Origin of the sequence: Chryseomicrobium palamuruense, assembly GCF_042649045.1 — a bacterium.
Classification (GTDB): Bacteria; Bacillota; Bacilli; order Bacillales_A; family Planococcaceae; genus Chryseomicrobium; species Chryseomicrobium palamuruense.
In genome coordinates this window covers 83,920-104,242 of the sequence record NZ_JBHSEF010000009.1, presented here as the reverse complement: position 1 = coordinate 104,242, position 20,323 = coordinate 83,920, and the positions used below count along the sequence as shown (strand labels likewise).

Annotated in this window: 29 protein-coding genes, 1 pseudogene and 1 riboswitch; of the genes and pseudogenes, 11 read left to right on the top strand and 19 right to left on the bottom strand. The window is 43.5% G+C overall.

Annotation, left to right across the window (positions count from 1 at the left end):
• Positions 1-58 precede the first annotated feature (58 nt).
• Positions 59-160, bottom strand: a riboswitch (TPP riboswitch).
• A 360-nt stretch (positions 161-520) separates the two neighbouring features.
• The 4 genes from ACFO0S_RS01950 to pdxR all read right to left on the bottom strand — a co-directional run bounded on the left by ACFO0S_RS01950 (position 521) and on the right by pdxR (position 3,469).
• Complete coding sequence (locus tag ACFO0S_RS01950; RefSeq protein ID WP_378139612.1) at positions 521-904, bottom strand: VOC family protein; 384 nt, start codon at positions 902-904, stop codon at positions 521-523.
• 565 nt (positions 905-1,469) lie between these two features.
• Positions 1,470-1,670, bottom strand: coding sequence for a helix-turn-helix transcriptional regulator (locus ACFO0S_RS01945; RefSeq protein ID WP_378139610.1), 201 nt, complete (start codon positions 1,668-1,670; stop codon positions 1,470-1,472).
• Positions 1,671-1,973 carry a hypothetical protein gene (locus ACFO0S_RS01940; protein WP_378139608.1) on the bottom strand — a complete coding sequence of 101 codons (303 nt, stop codon included), beginning with the start codon at positions 1,971-1,973 and terminating at the stop codon, positions 1,671-1,673. It lies immediately after the preceding gene.
• A 119-nt stretch (positions 1,974-2,092) separates the two neighbouring features.
• Positions 2,093-3,469: a MocR-like pyridoxine biosynthesis transcription factor PdxR gene (gene pdxR, locus ACFO0S_RS01935; RefSeq protein ID WP_378139606.1), complete on the bottom strand. Its 1,377-nt coding sequence runs from the start codon at positions 3,467-3,469 to the stop codon at positions 2,093-2,095.
• 113 nt (positions 3,470-3,582) lie between these two features.
• On the opposite strand from pdxR, the gene ACFO0S_RS01930 reads away from it, so the two are divergent.
• Both ACFO0S_RS01930 and ACFO0S_RS01925 read left to right on the top strand, forming a co-directional pair.
• Positions 3,583-4,023, top strand: coding sequence for a GNAT family N-acetyltransferase (locus ACFO0S_RS01930; RefSeq protein ID WP_378139604.1), 441 nt, complete (start codon positions 3,583-3,585; stop codon positions 4,021-4,023).
• A gap of 25 nt (positions 4,024-4,048) precedes the next feature.
• Entirely contained in the window at positions 4,049-4,657 is a 609-nt protein-coding gene (locus ACFO0S_RS01925) for a LysE/ArgO family amino acid transporter (RefSeq protein ID WP_378139602.1), read from the top strand.
• A 91-nt stretch (positions 4,658-4,748) separates the two neighbouring features.
• Here ACFO0S_RS01925 and ACFO0S_RS01920 read toward each other — a convergent pair whose 3' ends face one another.
• Both ACFO0S_RS01920 and ACFO0S_RS01915 read right to left on the bottom strand, forming a co-directional pair.
• Complete coding sequence (locus ACFO0S_RS01920; RefSeq protein ID WP_378139600.1) at positions 4,749-5,771, bottom strand: serine hydrolase domain-containing protein; 1,023 nt, start codon at positions 5,769-5,771, stop codon at positions 4,749-4,751.
• Positions 5,772-5,793: 22 nt separating this feature from the next.
• Entirely contained in the window at positions 5,794-6,267 is a 474-nt protein-coding gene (locus ACFO0S_RS01915; RefSeq protein ID WP_378139598.1) for an 8-oxo-dGTP diphosphatase, read from the bottom strand.
• A gap of 125 nt (positions 6,268-6,392) precedes the next feature.
• On the opposite strand from ACFO0S_RS01915, the gene ACFO0S_RS01910 reads away from it, so the two are divergent.
• A complete protein-coding gene (locus ACFO0S_RS01910; protein ID WP_378139596.1) occupies positions 6,393-6,752 on the top strand; it encodes a VOC family protein in 360 nt (119 codons plus the stop codon).
• Positions 6,752-7,216: a GNAT family N-acetyltransferase gene (locus tag ACFO0S_RS01905; protein WP_378139594.1), complete on the top strand. Its 465-nt coding sequence runs from the start codon at positions 6,752-6,754 to the stop codon at positions 7,214-7,216. The genes ACFO0S_RS01910 and ACFO0S_RS01905 overlap by 1 nt, the downstream gene beginning before the upstream one ends.
• Positions 7,217-7,289: 73 nt before the next feature.
• On the opposite strand, the gene ACFO0S_RS01900 is transcribed toward ACFO0S_RS01905, so the two are convergent.
• Complete coding sequence (locus tag ACFO0S_RS01900) at positions 7,290-7,676, bottom strand: hypothetical protein (protein WP_378139592.1); 387 nt, start codon at positions 7,674-7,676, stop codon at positions 7,290-7,292.
• A 342-nt stretch (positions 7,677-8,018) separates the two neighbouring features.
• On the opposite strand from ACFO0S_RS01900, the gene ACFO0S_RS01895 reads away from it, so the two are divergent.
• From ACFO0S_RS01895 to ACFO0S_RS01870, 6 genes and pseudogenes are all read left to right on the top strand, one after another.
• The gene (locus ACFO0S_RS01895; protein WP_378139590.1) at positions 8,019-8,231 is read left to right on the top strand and encodes a glyoxalase/bleomycin resistance/dioxygenase family protein; all 213 of its coding nucleotides are present in this window, start codon (positions 8,019-8,021) and stop codon (positions 8,229-8,231) included.
• Positions 8,232-8,366: 135 nt separating this feature from the next.
• Positions 8,367-8,858, top strand: coding sequence for a DUF2975 domain-containing protein (locus ACFO0S_RS01890; RefSeq protein WP_378139588.1), 492 nt, complete (start codon positions 8,367-8,369; stop codon positions 8,856-8,858).
• A gap of 9 nt (positions 8,859-8,867) precedes the next feature.
• On the top strand, positions 8,868-9,110 hold the full coding sequence (locus ACFO0S_RS01885) for a helix-turn-helix domain-containing protein (protein WP_378139586.1): 243 nt from the start codon (positions 8,868-8,870) through the stop codon (positions 9,108-9,110).
• Positions 9,111-9,135: 25 nt separating this feature from the next.
• A pseudogene (locus ACFO0S_RS01880) lies at positions 9,136-9,555 on the top strand (DinB family protein); the annotation flags it as partial.
• Positions 9,556-9,619: 64 nt separating this feature from the next.
• Positions 9,620-10,108: a peptide ABC transporter substrate-binding protein gene (locus ACFO0S_RS01875; protein WP_378139584.1), complete on the top strand. Its 489-nt coding sequence runs from the start codon at positions 9,620-9,622 to the stop codon at positions 10,106-10,108.
• Positions 10,109-10,125: 17 nt separating this feature from the next.
• On the top strand, positions 10,126-10,494 hold the full coding sequence (locus ACFO0S_RS01870; protein WP_378139582.1) for a hypothetical protein: 369 nt from the start codon (positions 10,126-10,128) through the stop codon (positions 10,492-10,494).
• 89 nt (positions 10,495-10,583) lie between these two features.
• On the opposite strand, the gene ACFO0S_RS01865 is transcribed toward ACFO0S_RS01870, so the two are convergent.
• The 8 genes from ACFO0S_RS01865 to ACFO0S_RS01830 all read right to left on the bottom strand — a co-directional run bounded on the left by ACFO0S_RS01865 (position 10,584) and on the right by ACFO0S_RS01830 (position 15,831).
• The gene (locus tag ACFO0S_RS01865; protein ID WP_378139580.1) at positions 10,584-10,793 is read right to left on the bottom strand and encodes a DUF6366 family protein; all 210 of its coding nucleotides are present in this window, start codon (positions 10,791-10,793) and stop codon (positions 10,584-10,586) included.
• 342 nt (positions 10,794-11,135) lie between these two features.
• Entirely contained in the window at positions 11,136-11,279 is a 144-nt protein-coding gene (locus ACFO0S_RS01860; RefSeq protein ID WP_378139578.1) for a hypothetical protein, read from the bottom strand.
• A gap of 81 nt (positions 11,280-11,360) precedes the next feature.
• Complete coding sequence (locus tag ACFO0S_RS01855; protein ID WP_378139576.1) at positions 11,361-11,816, bottom strand: GNAT family N-acetyltransferase; 456 nt, start codon at positions 11,814-11,816, stop codon at positions 11,361-11,363.
• 368 nt (positions 11,817-12,184) lie between these two features.
• The gene (locus ACFO0S_RS01850; protein WP_378139574.1) at positions 12,185-13,198 is read right to left on the bottom strand and encodes a S66 family peptidase; all 1,014 of its coding nucleotides are present in this window, start codon (positions 13,196-13,198) and stop codon (positions 12,185-12,187) included.
• A 147-nt stretch (positions 13,199-13,345) separates the two neighbouring features.
• Positions 13,346-13,504, bottom strand: a complete 159-nt coding sequence (locus ACFO0S_RS01845) for a hypothetical protein (protein WP_378139572.1) — start codon at positions 13,502-13,504, stop codon at positions 13,346-13,348.
• The gene (locus tag ACFO0S_RS01840; RefSeq protein WP_378139570.1) at positions 13,501-13,824 is read right to left on the bottom strand and encodes a PadR family transcriptional regulator; all 324 of its coding nucleotides are present in this window, start codon (positions 13,822-13,824) and stop codon (positions 13,501-13,503) included. Before ACFO0S_RS01840 ends, ACFO0S_RS01845 begins: the two co-directional genes overlap by 4 nt.
• A gap of 108 nt (positions 13,825-13,932) precedes the next feature.
• A complete protein-coding gene (locus ACFO0S_RS01835) occupies positions 13,933-14,349 on the bottom strand; it encodes a universal stress protein (RefSeq protein ID WP_378139568.1) in 417 nt (138 codons plus the stop codon).
• Between the two features lie 18 nt (positions 14,350-14,367).
• The gene (locus ACFO0S_RS01830; RefSeq protein WP_378140389.1) at positions 14,368-15,831 is read right to left on the bottom strand and encodes a SulP family inorganic anion transporter; all 1,464 of its coding nucleotides are present in this window, start codon (positions 15,829-15,831) and stop codon (positions 14,368-14,370) included.
• A gap of 110 nt (positions 15,832-15,941) precedes the next feature.
• Between ACFO0S_RS01830 and ACFO0S_RS01825 the strand changes: the two genes are divergently transcribed.
• On the top strand, positions 15,942-16,484 hold the full coding sequence (locus ACFO0S_RS01825; RefSeq protein ID WP_378139566.1) for a recombinase family protein: 543 nt from the start codon (positions 15,942-15,944) through the stop codon (positions 16,482-16,484).
• 37 nt (positions 16,485-16,521) lie between these two features.
• Here the strand turns inward: ACFO0S_RS01825 and arsC are convergent, their stop codons facing one another.
• The 4 genes from arsC to ACFO0S_RS01805 all read right to left on the bottom strand — a co-directional run bounded on the left by arsC (position 16,522) and on the right by ACFO0S_RS01805 (position 20,127).
• Entirely contained in the window at positions 16,522-16,944 is a 423-nt protein-coding gene (gene arsC, locus ACFO0S_RS01820; RefSeq protein WP_378139564.1) for an arsenate reductase (thioredoxin), read from the bottom strand.
• A gap of 15 nt (positions 16,945-16,959) precedes the next feature.
• Complete coding sequence (locus tag ACFO0S_RS01815; RefSeq protein ID WP_378139562.1) at positions 16,960-18,258, bottom strand: arsenic transporter; 1,299 nt, start codon at positions 18,256-18,258, stop codon at positions 16,960-16,962.
• Between the two features lie 14 nt (positions 18,259-18,272).
• Positions 18,273-18,623 carry an ArsR/SmtB family transcription factor gene (locus tag ACFO0S_RS01810; protein ID WP_378139560.1) on the bottom strand — a complete coding sequence of 117 codons (351 nt, stop codon included), beginning with the start codon at positions 18,621-18,623 and terminating at the stop codon, positions 18,273-18,275.
• A gap of 541 nt (positions 18,624-19,164) precedes the next feature.
• Complete coding sequence (locus tag ACFO0S_RS01805; RefSeq protein ID WP_378139558.1) at positions 19,165-20,127, bottom strand: Gfo/Idh/MocA family protein; 963 nt, start codon at positions 20,125-20,127, stop codon at positions 19,165-19,167.
• Between the last annotated feature and the right edge of the window lie 196 nt (positions 20,128-20,323).

Below are 20,323 nucleotides of genomic sequence, written 5' to 3'. Positions count from 1 at the left end.
AAAACCGCCCCCTGAATGTAGGGGGCGGCGAAGAACCAATGTAGATAGAATATGATTCGGTTCAGTTCGCACACTTCCCTACGCTGGTATGATCCAGATCAGGTTCAAAGGGTCCGGACCAATGTCCGTCTCAGCCTAAAAGGCTCCCCTAGTGATTACGGTATTTTGTTTTACAGGCTTACTATAACAAAGTGACTTTTATATGTAAAGACAGACCCCTATGTGGTGTCAACCTAACAGTTCGTTAATCCCCCGTATTCATGTTTATTTTGATAATCCTGAAAATGTACTGGTCGAGCGAATTTAGCATGCCAATAGGAGCACATCTATCATGCGTGGTAGCATGTCGGATTTTTCAGATGTACTAAAAAACAACGTAACGCCGAGGTGCCAACTAATGAAGAAGCCGACGTTTTATTTCGCGTGACGAATGAGAATGAAGTCGATGATGTGATTGAAAAGATAGTGAGAATGGCAGAGTAGCAAAAAAGCCATGGCTCCATAACCATGGCTTCCCTTCTTAGTTATTACAAATCATCAGTACATTCCCGTCCGGATCATGAAAATTAAAATACGCAAAACTCCCGATACGTTCAATTTCTTTTACGATGGTAATCCCTTTAGCTTTCACAAACTCGTAAGCTTCATCAATGTCTTTCACGTAGAAGTTGAAAAGAACATGATGTGAGGGGCGTAATTCAAACCCAGGATCAAACGTGTGATCATCTAGAGTCAGGCCAGTTTCTGAAGTCACTGGGATATTGTAGACAGGTGAGACGACCTCGTCTTGGTTTACCTCAATTCCGAGCAAGTCACAGTACCAGTGAACGGATTCCTTGAGGTTGCTTACATGAATAAAAACATTATTTATTTTACATGCAATGGGTGAGGTAAGTGTATTCATACATCTTCCACCTTTCGTTTGGGTCTCTAGTTCTATTCGACAGAAGATGGGGAATTCCTTTTTCATGATGCCTCCAGAGCGGGATTCAAACAACTCCGGTTTGCTGTATTTCGAAAACAAATTGGTACGGCATAAGGTATTCTTCATAATAATCACTTAAGAGTTTTATACTAATTTCATTTATACGTGGATTACGATTACATTTATACAGTTCGGCACAGGTTAAAACCATGATTATTCCTCATTTTTTGTACAAGAAAAGCCGCGATTTTAAAAATCGCGGCTTTATCTTGTAGCTTTATTTTTCGTCTCATATTTAGTGTCTCCGACGCAGAGAGTCCGAGAGCTACAACCCGAACGACTATAAAGTCCTAATACTATTTTATGATTATTCAATCTAAATTAAACCGCAGTTTTGATTTCGTCTCATATTTAGTGTCTCCGACGCGGAGAATTCGGTAACTGCGTCCCGAATGGATATACAATCATCCCATTCTTTCTTCGTTTAATATACCACAAATTGTAGGGTTTTTCAATTAATCCATAAAGAATGTTCATATACTATTTAACTATTATCACCACTGATAAATAGGTTATCCACAGTCGTCTCTAGCACCTTCGCCATATCAAATGCCAGTTGCAAGGTTGGATCATACTTATCATTTTCAATAGCATTGATGGTCTGTCTGGAGACCTTACAGCGCTTGGCTAATTCGTCTTGGGACAGTTTGGCTGATTTCCGGAGGTCACGAATGTTATTTTTCATTTAGCCACCGTACTTGTTCCGGTAGACGAGTATGGTAAGTAGATAGATGATGGAGATGACTGTTAAAAACATCAGTGGCGAAATTCCATCGCCTATCGATGTCGAGTTTCCCTGTACAGTAAAAAAGATTGCCTGCCCTACTTCGATTAGTAGCATCCCGACTATCACAATAAAAGCATAGGACTGCGCCTTTCCATTGATAAATTTCTTTCGCTCATCCTTCTTTTGTAAAAAAGAAGCTGCAAAAATGACGATTCCAGCTACCAATACAATTGCTGCATAGACAAGTGTGACTGTATCCATTTCTTATTCCCCCTTTGTAAAATGTCAAATACCTTTTACATTTTTGATTATAGCAGGGAGAATCATAATGTCAAATACTTTTTACATTTTTTAATTCCTCGATTTTCCTAAAGGCCCACTCACACCATCTGCCTCCATACCTCTCGTAAGATTTCGACACCTTCCTCGATTTCTTCGAAAGATACATTGCTAAATCCGAGTTGCAGCTGCGCCGTATCCGGCGGCGTATAAAAATACGGGCTCGTCGGATAGACGTTGACCCCTGCTATTTTGGCGGCTTCGATCAACTGCGTTTCGGTAGAGGTCGTGTCCAGGCGGATGACGATATAGAGGCCCGATTGTTCCCCAATGATCGTGAGGCGGTCTCCAAACTGCTGGCGTAATTGCGTGATCAAACAGGTCATCTTTCGTTTGTATACTTGGCGCATCCGCCGGATATGCTTGTCCCATTCCCCTTCTTCCATAAAGAGGGACAAAGTTAATTGATGGACCGTGGAGGCGGCCTGTTCGAAAAGTAAAAATTTCTGTTGATAGGCTTCTATCAAGTGCCTCGGCAAGACCATATAACTGATGCGCAGAGAGGGAAGTAATGACTTTGAGAACGTACCCAAGTAAATCACCCGCTCCTCGTTCAATGAGGCGAGCGCCGGAAAGGGCTTTTGCGTATAGCGGAATTCTCCGTCATAATCATCCTCGATAATGTAGCCATCCTCTCCTGCCCATTTTAATAAACCGACTCTTTCCTGGATGGGCATCGAAACACCATAAGGAAAGTGGTGAGACGGAGTGACATACGCAAGTCGTGCCTTCTTCTTCAACTTCGTCAACTGAAAACCTTGTAGCGTAACCGGAAGTGTATGCACGGTAAAGCCTTGCAACGTAAAGACAGCCCGCGCGCCGTTGTAGCCGGGTTCTTCTAAGTAAATAGAATCAAATTGTTCTTTCAAGAGGTGAGAAAGTTGGATTAGAAGATGCTGGGTGCCGCTTCCTATCACAATCTGCTCTGCTGACACTTTCATCCCTCTTGCTTGTAGAAGGTACTTCGCAAGTTGAGCCCGTAATTGCGGTTCCCCTTGTCGCTCCCCGTAATTATAAATCTGAGGAGATCGCAACACCTGATTTGCATATCTTCGCCATGTAGTAAGTGGGAAGGACGACGCATCTACAGCGCCTGCTCGAAAATCGATATGTGGAGACACCGTACGTGAGATGCGTATGTCTTTCTCGTCCGATTTAATTTCCTTCCCCATCGGTTCGTATGAATTAACAAAATAACCCTTCTTGTTTTCACTCCGTATGTACCCTTCAGCAACCAACTGCTCATAAGCCGTAAGGACTGTATTCCTGCTGACATGGAGGCTAGCAGCCAACGTACGTATGGATGGAAGGGGTTCATGCTCGGTGACTCGCCCCGTTTGGATCAATGTACGAACCTGTGTATAGATTTGCTTATATTTCGGCGCGTCCTTTTGAAATGCAAAAAGAAAATCTTTCATAGGCATCCCCTATCTGACATGTCGTTTTTTCTAAAATTGTATCTTTTGGAAGGACAGAACTCTCTGTAAACTAGTGTACAGCGAGACCAACTTATACGAAAGTAGGAATATATATGAATATTCAACGCGTCACCACTTCTCACATTTCACAAGTCGCCCCTCTCTTTGATGCCTATAGACAATTCTATAAGCAATCAAGTAACGTAGAAGACGCCCACCAGTTTTTAGAAGAGCGTGTCCAAAATGATCAGTCGATTATTTTCTTGGCAACCCAGGACGGCGAGCCTGCCGGATTTGTTCAGCTCTATCCTACATTTTCATCGATTTCATTAAAGCGCGCGTACATTTTGAATGATTTATTTGTCCATCAAGCATTTCGAAAACAAGGTGTCGGAAGAGCATTGATTGAAGAGGCTTATGCATTCAGCGTGTCACAGGATGCTGCGCATATCCGCCTCCAAACCGCTCAAGACAATCACAACGCACAACGCCTTTATAGAGAATTGGGGATGGAAGTGGACGAAATGCTCCACTTTACGAAGAATTGGTTCTAAGGATCAATAGCTAAAGGAGATTTTCATGGAACCGATCTTACACGGTGTCGCATTGGCATTCGGCTTGATTTTGCCTCTAGGTGTTCAGAATGTGTTTATCTTTACTCAAGGTGCCACTCAAAAGAAGTTCTCTTCTGCGCTTCCGGCGATTGTGACGGCGTCTATATGCGACACTCTACTCATTACATTGGCGATTACCGGCGTATCGGTGATCGTGCTGACATTTGAATGGCTGCGGACGAGTTTGTTTCTGATTGGCTTTTTGTTTTTACTGTATATGGGATGGGTCATGTGGAAAGCTAAACCCGCAATGCATGCCCAGCAACCTCTTTCCCACTTCACGGCTAAACGACAGATTGCATTTGCTGCGTCCGTCTCTCTATTGAATCCACACGCGATACTAGACACGATCGGGGTCATCGGAACCAGTGCATTGATCTATGCGGGGACCGAGAAATGGCTGTTCTCCCTATCCGTCATCATCGTGTCGTGGATCTGGTTCTTTTCTCTAGCACTTGCTGGCAGAAAGCTTGGGAAGATGGACACAAGCGGTCAGTGGTTACGTCGAATCAATAAGGTTTCGGCTGTTGTTATATGGGTAATGGCCTTTTATATACTCAGTCATTTAATTTAACTACATAAAAAACAGAGTCGTGGAGGAACTTTCCTCTACGACTCTTTCTCTAAAACACTACAGTCTTTTTTCTTACTCATTTTTAGAGGATTCATTGAATTTGAAAACATCCCGCCACTGTATCTCCAAAAGACCGCACATCTTCTAAATAGTCATATCCCTCTGGTGAGCCAAATCGGTTAAACGCCCGAACGACCACTGCGTCATACTCTGGAATCACGAGCAATGTGACACTTGTATAGCCAAGCAACTGGTACGCACCTTTTGGAACGTGGTCACCAATTTCTGTTCGTTTCGACGCTTCGTCTTTGACGAACCAGAAGAAGCCGTTTTGAGGATGATCTGGATCAAGCATTTTCGGACTCTGCACCGATGTGACCAGCTCAATGATGTCAGATGAGACAACTTGTTCACCTTTAAACTTACCCCTGTGTAAATGAAAGTTCCCCCATTTTGCTAAATCGCGTGCAGACACATACATATTTCTCTCATCTCCTGACACACTTGTGCCATGGTGCCAGTTTGCATCCTCTTCGTCTCGAATAACCGTAACTAAGTTCTCGGTTTCATCTGCGTACCAACCCGTCTCGTTCAAACCAAGCGGTTGAAACGCATAGTCATTTAGAATTTCCGCAATGGTCTGACCCAGGACAGCTTCTAGCACCTTCACTAATGTATCCACACCAATTCCTCGGTAGGCCCAACCACATCCTGGTGGAAATTCTCGAATGATGTCATTTTCGCTCATCCGTAGACCATGTGTATGAGTCAGCAAATGTCGAATCGTCACACCACTAAAGAATTCCGGATGGGTAGGTTGATAGTAGGTAGTGACTTCATCATCGAGTGAACGAATACGACCGGTCGAGATGGCGTACGCTGCGACCCACCCTATGTAATTTTTTCGCACAGATGCGATGTGAAACTGAGAACTTGCTTCAATTGGCTTTGCTCCTATTTCTTGTGAATGGGTTCCCCAGTACTGCTCGACAACCACTTCATTCTTGTGAAGGATGTATAGAGCTGAACCAGATCCACCTAGTTGCTCCGCTGTTCTTTTCACGTGATGAATGACGGGTGTGTAATCTATTGATGGGAGTGGATTCATCTTCATTTACAGCTCCTTGGTTGCCAGATTAAGTTTTCTTAATATGTACATGCTTTTCTTCGTCCTTTTCGTCATCCCACTCTACATGAATTTCAAAGGTTCCCTCTTCGAGCATATAAGGTAAACGTCTTCGAATGGAATGTTGCATAGGAATATCCATGAGCTGATCTATGTGGATCCACGTGGGCTTGCCCTCGAGCGAATCAGTCAACAGTGTGCCACTAAATTGATCTGTTGAATAGTTCATAATGATGTACCGTTCGTTTTTAGTCGGGTTTACATATTCATAAAGTCCTTTATAGGTTACGTGATGCACATCTAAACCTGTCTCTTCTTTCACTTCTCGGATGGCCGCATCTGTAAAGCTCTCCGGAAAGTCCACCTTTCCTCCAGGCGGAATAAACCCTTTAAACTCATCATGTGTACGGTCGAGCAATAACACATGATCCTCTTTCTGAATGAGACATAATGTCCAAAACTTATAGTCTACTTTTGAACTCATCGATGACTGCTCCTTTAGTGAAAAACATTTTTCTTTATGTTTCATTTTAACGTAGTGATCCATCGACGTCTTCCAGATTTGCTATACTGAACAGAAAGAACGAGTCGCAGAAATGGGGAATTGAATTGAAGTTTAGCCATGTCATGGTATTCATCACAGACAAAGAAAAAGCGCGAACGTTTTATGGGGAAGTGCTGGGACTAGTGTTACTATCGGAGGATGACAAACGTTTGGTATACGATATGGGAGGACACGAATTGGTGTTGTTTGAAACATTACGCCCGACCTCTCCGGGTGCCTATTCCGAGGAAGCACGGACGGTGTTGGTGTTCCATGTAGACGATGTAGATAAAGCCTTTCACGAATTATCCGCACGCGGAGTGAAATTTTTACATTCGCGTCCGACCCCACAAAAGTACGCTGCCTTTGTCGATCCATTTGGCAATGTGCATGAAATCTTGCAGACTTTCGGGGGAAGCGACTGATGCAACTTGAACGTACATATGACTTTGGTCAAGTCGCGAGACTAAACCGGACGGTTCATCAGCTCCACGTTGACTTATATCCGGACATTTTCAAGCCCTATGATGAACACGCTACGGCCCAGTTTTTTCAACAATTAATGGATAAAGAACACTATGTCTTTTACCTAGCCATGGTAGAAAAACGGGTTGTCGGGTATGTGTGGGTAGAGTTTAAGAGTCAACCGGAAACTCTTTTCAAACAGGCATCCCGTTCTCTTTACATTCATCAGTTAAGCTTGGAGCCTGCTGAGCAAGGCAAAGGGCACGGAAAACGAATAATGAAACAACTTGAAGATAGTGCACGAGAGAGAAATTTGCCAGTGATTGAACTCGATTACTGGGTTAACAATGAAGGTGCGGCTGCTTTTTACGAAAAATGTGGTTTTAAGAAGCAACGAGAGTTTGTTTATAAACAGGTCGAGTAATCTGGGCAGAAAAAGACCCGAGCCGTTAAAAAACAGTTCGGGTAAAAACCATTGGAAAGAGAGTTTCTCCTTCCTATTTTTTCGCTTCTTCCCTCGCAAAAAAGCTCAATTGATCGGTAATGCCCCGTTCCATACCTGGAATATCTTCTGGATGATCAATTCGTACATGCTCGATTTCATTTCGTAACAATTTTTCAAGTTCCCACTGCGTATGCTTCGATGGTTTTCCCTTGCCTTGTTCGAAGTAGAACAGGTACTTTTCGCGCCAGAGAAGTTTCATCACAAAAGACATCGGTTTACATGTTAACAAGGCCTTCTCCTCTTGAGCAGTCGCAATCATTTGGTGGTAGAAGTCGTGGTCTCCTTGGAAGTAGACATTGATTTTATAACGGCCCTTTTGATCTTCATGTTCCTTAAAAAGGACTTTAAATTGGTACAGGTCGTTTTTTGATTCAGTCATTGAAAAGCTCCTTTACAGCGTATATCTAGTACTTTATCTATTGGTCATGAAGAACAAATCCAAGATACTTAGGGACAGGGGTGGGGCTACGGTAGTCAGCTCATTACTTATAAGTATAACGTATAAAAAAGGGATTCCCCACCCCTTCATGTCGAATAAATACTAAGAAAGGGAGTGTGAGAAATGCATTTAGGGGCATTTTCAATCAGTTTAAATGTGAAAGATATCCATGTTTCACAAGAGTTTTACGAAAAACTAGGATTCTAATCTCTTGGGAACAATGCAGATGACAAATGAATCATCTTAAAGAACGGCGATACGGTCATCGGGCTATTTGAAGGTATGTTCGAGAAAAATATGCTGACGTTTAATCCTGGATGGAATCAAGATGCCACAGAAACCGAGTCGTTTACAGATATACGTGACCTTCAAAAGGAATGGAAGACCAAAAGAATGGAATTTGTAAATGAAGCGGACGAGTCCTCTTCCGGACCAGCGCATTTCGTCATTACGGACCCGGACGGCAACCCGATTTTGGTGGATCAACATAGATAATTACTCAAGAGCCAATCTATCTGATTGGTTCTTTTCGTTTCCGAAAAATAATATATATTTATTGATAAACGATAAATTAGGTGGTATTCTATCGTTAAGAAAAGATGTCATTTACCACATTTAGGAGAGGTGTTTATGAAAAAAGGAACGACATTGTTATTGAAACTCGCATTACTCGTGATTGCGATTCCGGTTGCGATCATCTGTCTCTATGCGATGCCCCTGCTAGCAGTTGAAGCCTTTGACCATATGAACGGGGAAAATGTGTTGCCGTTCATCATGCTCGGAATCGTTGCTGTAGCAATTTTGTCTGCATTCCCTTACTACAACGCACTTTATCAGTCGTATACTTTATTGAAGCTGATAGAAAAGAAAGAGGCTTTTTCAGGCGCTTCCGTGTTGGCACTTAAGAAAATTAAGAAGTCCGCTTTCTTGGTCAGCCTACTCTTCACTATAGGCCTACCCTTTATCTTTATGGTTGCCCAGTGGGACGATGCACCCGGCCTTGTCCTGATTGGCATGGTGATTGTAGGGGCCTCGATTGTCGTAGGTGTGTTTGCCGCTGTGCTCGAGGCTCTATTACAAGAAGCAATTACGTATAAAACAGAAAACGAATTGACGATTTGAGGTGAGAGGATGCCCATCATTATAAATATCGATGTCATGTTAGCGAAACGTAAGATGAGTGTGACCGAGTTGTCGGAACGCGTCGGCATCACCATGGCGAACCTGTCCGTTTTAAAGAACGGGAAAGCCAAAGCTGTCCGCTTCTCAACGCTTGAAGCCATCTGCAAAGCACTTAATTGCCAGCCAGGGGATATTTTAGAATATGCGCCGGACGAAAGTGAGGAACCTACGCGTGATACGACCACTCTTTGATTACAATTGACAGGTCCGCAAAGAGTGGTTTGACTGGTGTGCAGAACTCACGCACGAGGAATTGGCGAAGCAGCGGTATGGCGGAATGAAATCGTTTCTACATACCATGTATCATGTCGTCTACTGTGAGCACATTTGGGTCAGTCAATTGCTTGGTCGAGAGATCCACGTGCAGCCAATGGAGGAAGTCACGACACTGGAAGAAGTTCAGGCATTTGCAGAAGCTACGAGGAAGTTGACGGAGGAATGGTTCACACGACAAGACGAATTACAGGAAGCCGTGCTCAATTTACGCGGTCGTAGCTTTTCTCATGTAAAAGTTATGATGCACATTGCGACACATGAAGTGCACCATATCGGACAGATGTCGGTGTGGGCTCGTGAGATCGGCAGAGTTCCGGTGAACTGTGATTTACTGCCGAGAGATATTGATTTTTCCAGATAAAACCCAATTCACTGTAACTTATTTCTCTTAATTTCAGTCTATTGTGTGAAGGGAGTGGTTTGTCGTGAAGTATGGATCGATTCTTTGGGTCATCTGGTTGTCTCTATTTCTCACTGCCTGTTCAGAAGCAGAGGTCGAATCGCCAGAACATCTAGAAGAGATTTACCTAGTCGCATTTGATGTATTAATGGCGGAAGACACCGCATTGAATTCCGGTATGGAATTTATTGCAATTGATTTCAGTTCACATGATGAACTCACCTCACAACAAAAAGAAATGATTTTCATGGACTTGGAATCTGCTTATGATGTAGAGATTTTAGAGGCCACTCGAGAAGAGTTGGAGGACGCCGGCCGTTTTGATCCGAATACGAAAGTTTTAGATGGGGTAGTACTTCAACTGGAAGAAGTCGATTTCAAGCGTAATGGTGACGTGTACTTCAAAGGTTCAAAGTACAGCGCAGGCGATGGGGCCATTGGTATGGAAGGCATAGTTACTTATGATAAGGGAATATGGAAAGCCAAAGACGTGGAGATGATTTGGATAAGTTGAAGGAGCGAGGGAAGACTATGAAAAAAATAGGCTGGCTAGCGTTAAGCCTTACATTTTTATGGCTCGGCGGATGTGCAATGCTAGAACAACCTTCTCCCCCTCAGATGGCTATCGAATGGGCAGACGTCATTCAGTGGAATGGAAATCACTATTATTTGGATGAAGAAGCTACTCAAACTTACAATGAAGATTTAGTAGGAAAAGAGATTGGCGAAGTGACTTTTCAAGTTCTAGGCAGCAAAGAAGAAGATAATTCTACCTATCAACTTAAGGATGGAGAAGCTACTTTCTTATCGAAAGGAAGCAAAATATATTCGGTGAAAGGTAAAGAAGTATCTGAAGTCATTCTTATAAGAGACAAAGTATATTCGTTTAAAGGTGAGTAAGAATCTGAAAAAATATATTTAAATTAGAAAATAGGAGGAGGCACGCTCTGCTTGGCGGGCATCCCTCCTCTTTTTTTGCTTTTGCCGAATTAGAAAAAGTACTGATAGATACCGAATCCGATGAGAAGTAAGACAATCAACAAAATCGCGCCGCCTAGCTCTTTCGCTTTCATGCCTGCCGTGTCCGGGACACCTGCTTGAGCTCGATCAAACGCATCCTTTGCATTTCCGACCGGATGTTTCTCATGCTCTTCATTCTGAAGTTGCGTACGTTCTGTATCGGGTGATTTTTTGGTCATGTTCTTTCCCCCATCTCTCTTCAATTTATTAATTTACGTAAGGTACAGAGTAATGGTTTCAAATTTTTGCGCGATCAAGGTAGATTCGTTTGGCGTAGTTTTCGGGATTTCTGGCGCTGAGCGTACGTTCAGGTGACAGAGATGCTATTTGTCGTAACAGAATTCGATTTTGTCGTAACAAACTCACGATTTCATCTACCAGAGAAGCCATTTGTCGTGACAAACTGTTTTATTGGAAACTATTTTTTCGTAAGGTGCTTACCATTTAGAATAAAAGAATGGTCGATTTCCTAAAAAAACTCTCCAACCCACAATCGGCCGGAGAGATGAACATAACTCTATTTAGTTAAAATGGGAATTGAACATCGCCAGACTCAATAACACAAAGATGATCACAATCGCGACTATCCCCGCGACTCTTCCCACCGTGCCAGAAGTTGTCGGTTGATTCTCATTGTTTGGTTGTTCAGGTGTGTGTTTCTCCATCTGTCACCCTCCACTCATGCGTCTTTGGTATAAGTATACCCTGATATTTGGGGAGAGGTAAAATGAGAGTACTAATAGTAATCAATTGTGATTTTCCTGTAGACATTTTTCTAACACAATTTTATGATTTCCTCGTTCATCTACATATGTACTCTGCACATCAAATCCATTCTTTATATTCAGTAAGAGCATCCCGCGCCAACGATTCATGGTTTTGGTCCGAATGGAAGAATACCCTTTTTGTTTGACCCATTCATGCTGTTGAGTCATCAATTGTTGGGCAAGTCCTTGTTTGCGGTGCTTGGGGTCCACTCCACCGAGCCAACTATAAAAGGTTTGTGCGTTTAGTTCGTAGCCGATTTTATAAGCAATCACACGGTCTTCAAAGGATATAGTTTGAATCAAGATGTCTTTCTTACTATCTAATTTCCGTTTCATCTCTTCCCCGTTACCGAAGATGCTCTCATGAAGCGACACTAACTTTACGATTTCTTTTTCGTCCGGAAGACAGGTATATATCTGAACAATGTTTGTCATCTATACGCTCCTTATTTTCAGGTTATTTGTATAGGTTTCCTAATTTCATTTAAAAATTTCAAATAAGGTAATAAAATAGAGTGCTATAAATGGCAGCCTTCCAAATTATATAGTATTTAATTACGCTAAAGTTAGTAAGTTTGCCTAATTACATACATTATACTTTGTATATGAACTGATACGGCATCGCGCGTGATACCTTGTATATATGTTTAATACCTTTTAGGAAGTGATGAAATTTGACATTAAAATTTGAATTACAAGAAATGCCGGGGGGTGAATTTTCAAATCATCTAAAAGGACCAAGCCTATCAACGCTAAAATAGGCTTAGTCCTTTTTGGTATTTGAAACTCTGGTCTAGTTGTATCTAAATAAACCTCTGCAAAATTCTCCCCTTACCATTTGCCACTTCTACTTCTGCGTATGCCCCGTTAATCAGCGTGACTTGAGGAGGCACATGCCCGCAGTCGATGTCATAGGCAACCGGGACTTGCAGGTCTTCTACGATTTCTTTGTATACATCTTCAATCGTGTAATTATCCACTGGTCCATTCGCCGGACTTCTACCGAATAGAATACCTGAACAGTTGGCAAACCAACCGGCAAGTTTCATCTGGACGAGAGCGCGCTTAAGATCAGTCGTTTCCATATCACAATTCTCAAAATACCAAATAAGTGGTTCATCGGAAATTCGTTCTTCCTGAAAAGCCTTCACATCTCCGTATGGGGTGCCCACGACGTTGCGAATAATGTCGATACAGCCGCCGAGTAAACGCCCATTCATAAGAACCGGCTTACCCGATACTGTCTTCCAATCCGTTGGTTCAGTCAAGTTGTAAACACATGGTGTGGGTTCGGCATGGTTCCATTCGAGTTGATACTGTTCAGAAGAGACCTGTTCGATTTCCCCGCCCGCTTCTGTTGCAAGCACCTCTCTCCACTTCGCCGTCACCGCATCCGAATACTCTCCACGTAAATCGACCAAGTTCACGCCATGCGCTGTCGCGATGCCTGTTTTAAGTGTCATCGCAAACAATAGAAGGCTTGTATCGGAATACCCGAGCACCCACTTTGCTGGCAGTTCATCGAAATTTAGGTGCTCAAGAATTTCAATAAGAAGCTCGCCACCCCACGGTGGAATGATCGCATCCACTTCCGGATCGTTCATCATTTCCAAAAACTCTAGCGCTCTCACCTGTGCTGGCGCAGATTTGGCTTTGTCTTGGGTCCAGGCGGTTTGACCGAACTTCAACGTATGCCCTTCCGACTCGAATCGTTTTTGTGCAGATGTCAGTAAGTGATGCAGTCCTTCTTCAACTCCGGATGATGGTGCCGTTACACCAATCGTTGCACGTTCTTTTAACTGTGGATACGTAATCATTTGAATCCCCCTCGTATTTACTGTTCTAACATGTTCTGTTTTTGAATGAAATAGTTCTTTACAATAGTCCACGAATGAAGTGCCCATCCGCCCCCAATCCTTTTTTCTCCAGACGCGCGAGACCTAGATTCGTCTTTTTGTTTCGCGTTAATCGGTACGTTGCAGCGAAGCCCTTTGTTGTTCAAATGTACACACACGTGTCCACCGATTTATCGATACGAGACGTTTTCCACTCGACGCCTGTTCGGTTAACCAGTTCTCTGTCTGTTCAATTCGGTAGCTCCACAGTGGTCGAAATACGTTCATTCAAATCCCCCCTTGTACCGCTCTTTGTTACGATGCAGTTCATCCAAGCGCTCAAACTCTAAACGCAAGATGAGTTTACCTACATCGGTGATTTCATAGATGGTCTTTCGTTTTTCATCCGCATAGACGGTGATCATCTCGTCTTCTTGCATCTTCGTCAGCGTGCCATAAATCGTGCCTGACCCAAGCTTGAGACGCCCCTCTGTCATCTCACCCACTTGCTTGATAATTCCGTACCCGTGTCTTGGTTCCGTCAAGGCAAGTAAGATGTAAAAGGCGGATTCGGTCATGGGAAGATAGCGCTTGATCCGTTTATCCATAAATGAGCCTACTTTCACTATGTCGTAACTCGACTATATCACGACACGACATATAAAACAACCTATTTTTTGGGAAACCAAAAAAAGAGCCCCTAAGGACTCCTTTTGTTATTTCACAACGAGGACAGGTACTTTCACACGCTTCACAACTTTGTGACTGACACTACCAAGCACCATCTCTTGCAGAGAGTTTAAACCTCTACTTCCGATGACGACGAGGTCGGCCTTCTGGTTATTGACGTATTCGACAATCGTTGGTCCAGGTTCGCCATGAAGAATTTTCACTTCATACGGAACATGTTCGGCAAGTAATAGCTCTTCTACAGGACGCACTTTTTGCCGGCGTTCATAATCTAGCGCCTCGTTACTCTCCGCGTGTAATACTTCGTATTTCGCTTTTTTAAAATCTGCCACTAAAATGATTTCTATCTTTGCGTTCCCAAGCTTTGCGAGTTCCACTGCATGTTTTGCTGCGCGCAATGCGTTTTCTGAACCATCTGCTGCAAGTACGATGTGTTGATACATCTCCCCGTCCCCCTTTGTTTAATGCGCTGAAAGTTTTGCGTCTTCGCGATTGTAGATTGCGAGCTTCTCGACGATTTTTCGGCTAGATGCATTGAGCCCTGTGAGGACAACGTCATTTTGATTTTGCCGAAGCTTCATCACAACTTTATCAATGGCCCCGACTGCTGAGTCGTCCCATACATGGGAGTCTGTAAAATCAATATGAATAGTACTTTCGCGTTCAGTGAGGTCAATTCCTGCTACAAAATCCTCGACGGAAGCAAAGAACAATTGACCTTGAATCGTATACCGTGTGATTCCGCTATCGATCGCTCTCTCCACTTTGAGTTTAGAAATTTTCGCAACGAAGAACACAGCACTGAGAAGGACTCCGGCAAGAACGCCTTTCGATAGGTCATGTGTAATCACAACAATACTGACGGTAGCAATCATCACAATGGCATCTGTGCGAGGTGCTTTCTTAAGATACGTAAATGAACCCCAATCAAACGTTCCAATCGACACCATGATCATAATCCCAACAAGAACCGGCATCGGAATCTGCACGACGAGGTCTCCGAGCACAATAATCAGGAACATCAAAAGTACGCCGGCAACGAATGTAGAAAGCCGTCCACGTCCGCCACTCTTTACATTGATGACGGACTGGCCAATCATTGCACAACCTGCCATCCCTCCGAAGAAACCTGTTACAAAGTTGGCGATCCCTTGCCCGCGTGACTCTTTGTTCTTATCACTGTCGGTATCTGTCATGTCATCGACAATCTGAGAAGTTAACAGAGACTCTAGAAGTCCAACAATTGACAACGCAAGTGCATACGGGAAAATGATTTGTAGTGTTTCAAATGTAAACGGCACATCCGGAATAAAGAAGCTTGGCAATGTCTGAGAAATGTTGCCAAGATCCCCGACCGATCGCAGTTCAATTCCTGAAAACAGCACGAGCGCAGTCAACGAGACGATGGCAATCAATGGTGCCGGAATGGCTGTAAAAAACCGCGGTAAGATGTAAACGATCGCAAGTGTCACCGCAACAAAGACATAGGTCATTGTGCTAATGCCTAAAAAGTGAGGCACTTGTGCCATAAAGATCAAGATGGCAAGTGCATTAACGAAGCCAATCATGACGGCACGCGGTATGAAACGCATGAGTTTTGCGACCTTCAATACGCCAAAAATAATCTGAATGATTCCAGTTAGGATGGTGGCAGCTAGTAAATAGTCGAGACCATAATCACGAACAAGAGGAACCATCAGAAGCGCCATCGCTCCTGTGGCCGCAGAAATCATTCCCGGACGCCCACCGACAAATGCAATAATCACTGCTATACTAAAAGATGCATAGAGCCCTACCATAGGGTCTACTCCTGCAATAATGGAAAAGGCAATGGCTTCCGGAATCAAGGCAAGCGCCACAACGATTCCTGCCAATATATCTGCACGAATGTTTCCAAACCATTCGTTTTTAAGTTTAGTTATCAACATGTACACCTCTTACGTTTTTCTGATTGAATTAGTTTATCACGTAAAGTTCCAAAAAGGAACCCTTTTGGAACCAATCAGTAGGTGTGCTTCTGGGAAGGAAGAATCAAATGAAGTATGGATATATACGAAATTCAACACAAGATGAATCGGGTAACAAGCAAAGAGAGGCTTTGTCGGCTTATCCTATTGATCAGTTTGTGCATGAAGAGCAGTATCGCTCAAATGATCAGCTGGCCGAGATGATTGATGGCCTGCAACAAGGCGACGTCGTTTATACTACGTCCCTCACATGTTTTGCCCAGTCATTGAATCAGCTACAGGCCCTTCTCGAAACGTTTACAAAGAAAAAAGCGGCGGTTTATTTTATTGAGGAAGGCATTCGAATGGATGAAGCACTCACGCATTCTTTTTCAGACCTTGTTCATGTGCTGGCTACCTTTCAAGCCGAAGCGACGAGCCTAATGACGAAAGCCGCTATGGAAGAAGCAAAGGAACGCGGGGTAGCGACGGGCCGTCCTCGGAAGAAAGACGATAATGTGAACCGTGCCATTGCGCTCTATTTGAGTGGGGACTATACATTAAAGCAAATCAAAGAGATGACCAATATCAGCAAATCGACCTTGTATCGGTATTTGAATGAGGATTATTAAAAAAAGAGAGGCCGAGGCCTCTCTTTTGTATATCTATTTAGTTTCCAGTTTTCGCAAACTCTTCAATACGTTTCCCGATGGCATCACGCACATCTTGAAAGACTGCCCATACTTCTTCGTCTGTACCTGTTGCTTTTGCTGGATCAGGGAATCCCCAATGTTCACGGCGTACAGATGGGGGAGTAATCGGACATTTGTCTGCTGCATCCCCACATAGAGTCACAGCAATCGTTGCGCGGTTTAATAAATCCGGATCGATGATATCCGATGTGTTTTCCGAAATATCAATCCTGACTTCGTTCATCGCTTTCACAGCCTTCGGATTCACACCGTGTGCTTCAATTCCTGCACTGTATACCTCCCACTCGCTTGAATCGAGAAGTTTTTTTGCCCATCCGTCGGCCATCTGGCTACGACATGAGTTTCCGGTACATAAAAAATAAATGATTTTCTTTTCCATCGTTAAGCACTCCTCTTAATAAATAATAAGCAACCAAATGTAAAGGCCAACAAGCGTAATGAACAATGTAGGAATCGTTAAGATGATTCCGGTCTTAAAGTACGTACCCCATGATATCTTCACACCTTTTAAGCTGAGAACATGGAGCCATAGCAACGTCGCGAGAGACCCGATTGGCGTAATTTTTGGTCCAAGGTCGGATCCGATCACATTAGCGTAAATGAGGGCTTCGCGAACGATTCCTGTGGTATTCGTATCCGCAATGGCAAGTGCATCAATCATAACCGTTGGCATATTGTTCATAACAGATGACAGAATCGCTGCGATAAAGCCCATTCCGATGGTCGCTGCGAACAAGCCCTGATCAGCAGTCCACTGAATCACATCTGTTAGAACGGATGTCAGTCCTGCATTCCGGAGACCGTAAACCACGACATACATGCCAATCGAGAAGAATACAATGGCCCACGGTGCCCCTTTCACAACTGCTCTTGTGTGGACGGCTGGGCTGCGACGAGCCAGTGCCAAAAATACAATCGCCACGATTCCCGCAATAAAGGAAACCGGAATATGAAGTGGCTCACTTGCAAAGTAGCCGACTAAGAGAACGGCAAGGACAATCCAAGAGATCCGGAACATACGGTTATCTCTAATTGCTTCAACAGGAAGCTTTAAGTCAGCGACATCATAGTTCTTCGGAAGACTTTTCCGGAAGAATAGATAGAGGACAAGAATACTTGCTCCCAGTGAGAAGAAGTTCGGCACAATCATCCGGCTCGCATACTCGATAAAGCCGATTCCGAAAAAGTCGGCAGAAACGATGTTCACTAAGTTACTGATGACGAACGGAAGTGAGGTCGTATCCGCAATAAATCCGCTGGCAATAATAAACGGGAAGATCATTTTCTCTTCAAACTTCAAGTTTCGGACCATGGCGAGAACGATAGGCGTCAAGATAAGAGCTGCTCCATCGTTTGCAAAGAGCGCCGCAACAATAGCACCGAGTAAAATCACATAAATGAACATCCGGAGCCCATTGCCTCCTGCGATGCGTGCCATATGTAAAGCAGCCCATTCAAAAAATCCAATTTCATCGAGAATCAGGGAAATTAAAATAAGGGCAACAAAAGTAAGTGTCGCATTCCAAACAATCGATGTCACATCGGCGACATCGCCAAAATCAACGACTCCTACGAGTAATGCAAGAACAGCCCCTGCCGTAGCAGACCATCCAATCGACAACCCTTTTGGCTGCCATATGACAAAAATCAGCGTCACAATAAATATGACGGCTGCAGCAATGACTGAAAACAAAGTAGTGCTCCTCTCTAGTTACAGCTCACACGTAATCCTTTTTTAGTCAGTTCTTCAATGCGTCCGTCTTGACTTGTCACAGCATCTAAGACCGTTTCAAGCATCTCTGAATGAGGATAGGCGGGATTAAGTGAGTAAAAAATCCAGTGCCCATTCCTTTTTTCATGAACAAGTCCTCCATCTTTCAGTTTCTTAAGATGTTGGCTAATTGCTGGCTGGCTAATTTCAAACATTTCGACAAATTCACAGACACAGCACTCATTCGACTGCATTACTTTCAGCATGGTCAGACGCGTCGGATCACTGATGAGTTTTAATAAGTGGGACATATGGTCAATCGATAATTGATGATGAGTGGTTTGCATACAAAGGACCTCCATCCGATGTGATTATATAATCTCTTAGTTATATAAGTCAATTGTTATTTATTTTTGTTAGGATTCCACTATATAGTGCTCCTATTTCTGTATATTTTCAAGCCCTGAATTTCAGAAATAAATATAGGAAGAAAATCATTGTTTGAAATCATGGATAAGTGCCGGAATTCTTGCAAAATGGTTTCTTGATGGGGTGGTGGCTTTGAGTGGATTTGGTGGGGGATTATGCGTTTTAAGAAGAGTTGGGTTCATTGAAGAGCGTAATTGGTTCGGTTGGAACACTTACTTGGTTCATGGAAGGTCCTTGTGAGGTAGAGGCGAGCAACTTAGGTCCATTGAAGGCCTCGTTTGGCATCATTCGAGATTGTGTTTGGGTCGGTTCAAGGACCCATTTGGTTCAAGCATTTAAAACGTGCATGCATACTGGGCTTTTTACGTGTAAATGGTCATCCACGGAAACAGTACACGGGACACCCATAAAAATACCCGCACACTTAAAATCAGCATGCGGGTGTCCATCATTCGTTTATTACTCTACCTGACGTAATTTCTCGAGTACCACTTGGACATCGTATCCGACTTGGAAGTCATATAGTTCCGCGTCTTGACCCTCCACCGCCGCTACAAAAGCGTCTATCAATTCTTCGGTGCGCACTTTGTCTTCAAGTGGGATGTGCACCAACTCTTCGCCTATTTTTCCGGCTGTGAGGTGTGCATAATTAGAAAGTTTAACGGTTCCTTCTGAGCCATACGCTGTCAGTTCGATATCTTGGCTATGCGTCCCTGCTGTTCCAGCAATGCCGTTAAAGTATACGGGAGCACCTGATTTGAGTTGCATCGTTGCCATAATACCCGTTTCCGAGAGAGCTGGATCCTCAGCAAGTTCAAGGTCCGCCTTCACATCACCGATCGGGCCAAAGGTACGGAGGATCTGTTGAACGAGGTGTCCTGCTACTTCAAATACAAAGCCGCCTTGTTCACGTGTGCTGATCCAGCTGTTCTGTTGTCGTGGACGTGGCCATTTCGGAAATTCCATGCGCAACTCTACGCGGCGTAACTTACCTACATAATTGTCTTGAATCAATCGCTCAAATGCACGCGTCCCCTCTTCATAATTGAGAGGGAAGTTCATCGCTGTCACTACACCTTTTTCTTTTGATAATGCGAGTAGTTCCGCTGCTTCTTCAACAGAATTTGCGAGTGGTTTCTCACATAAGATATGAATGTCTTTTGTAAGAACTGCCTTTGCTACTTCATGGTGCCACTTCGGCGGAACAGCCACGTAGACGATATCGAGGTCTTGCTTATCTAATAAATCTTGATAATTCGTGTAGGCCACTGTATCGAACTTAGTTGCAAGTTCCTTCACACGTTCTTCGTTTACGTCACAGATGCCGTTTATTTGTAAACGGGGATGGTTCGCAAAGCTGTTCATCATCCGCTCAGCCATTACCCCTGTTCCGACGATGCCGATTTTCAGTAAGTTTGTCATAGATGCATGCTCCTTGTAGTTGAGTGGTTGTCCTATCATAAAATTCTTTTTGTTTCCCTAAGTGTAGCATTGTGGTGTCGTCTTCGAAAGAGCCTGTGTTATCTGCTGAAAGTGTGATTCTCGTGATTTTAAATCATACTCTGAAAGCTTGAAAGAATCTATACCATTTTCAGATTATCCTTCCGTCCTAGGAACG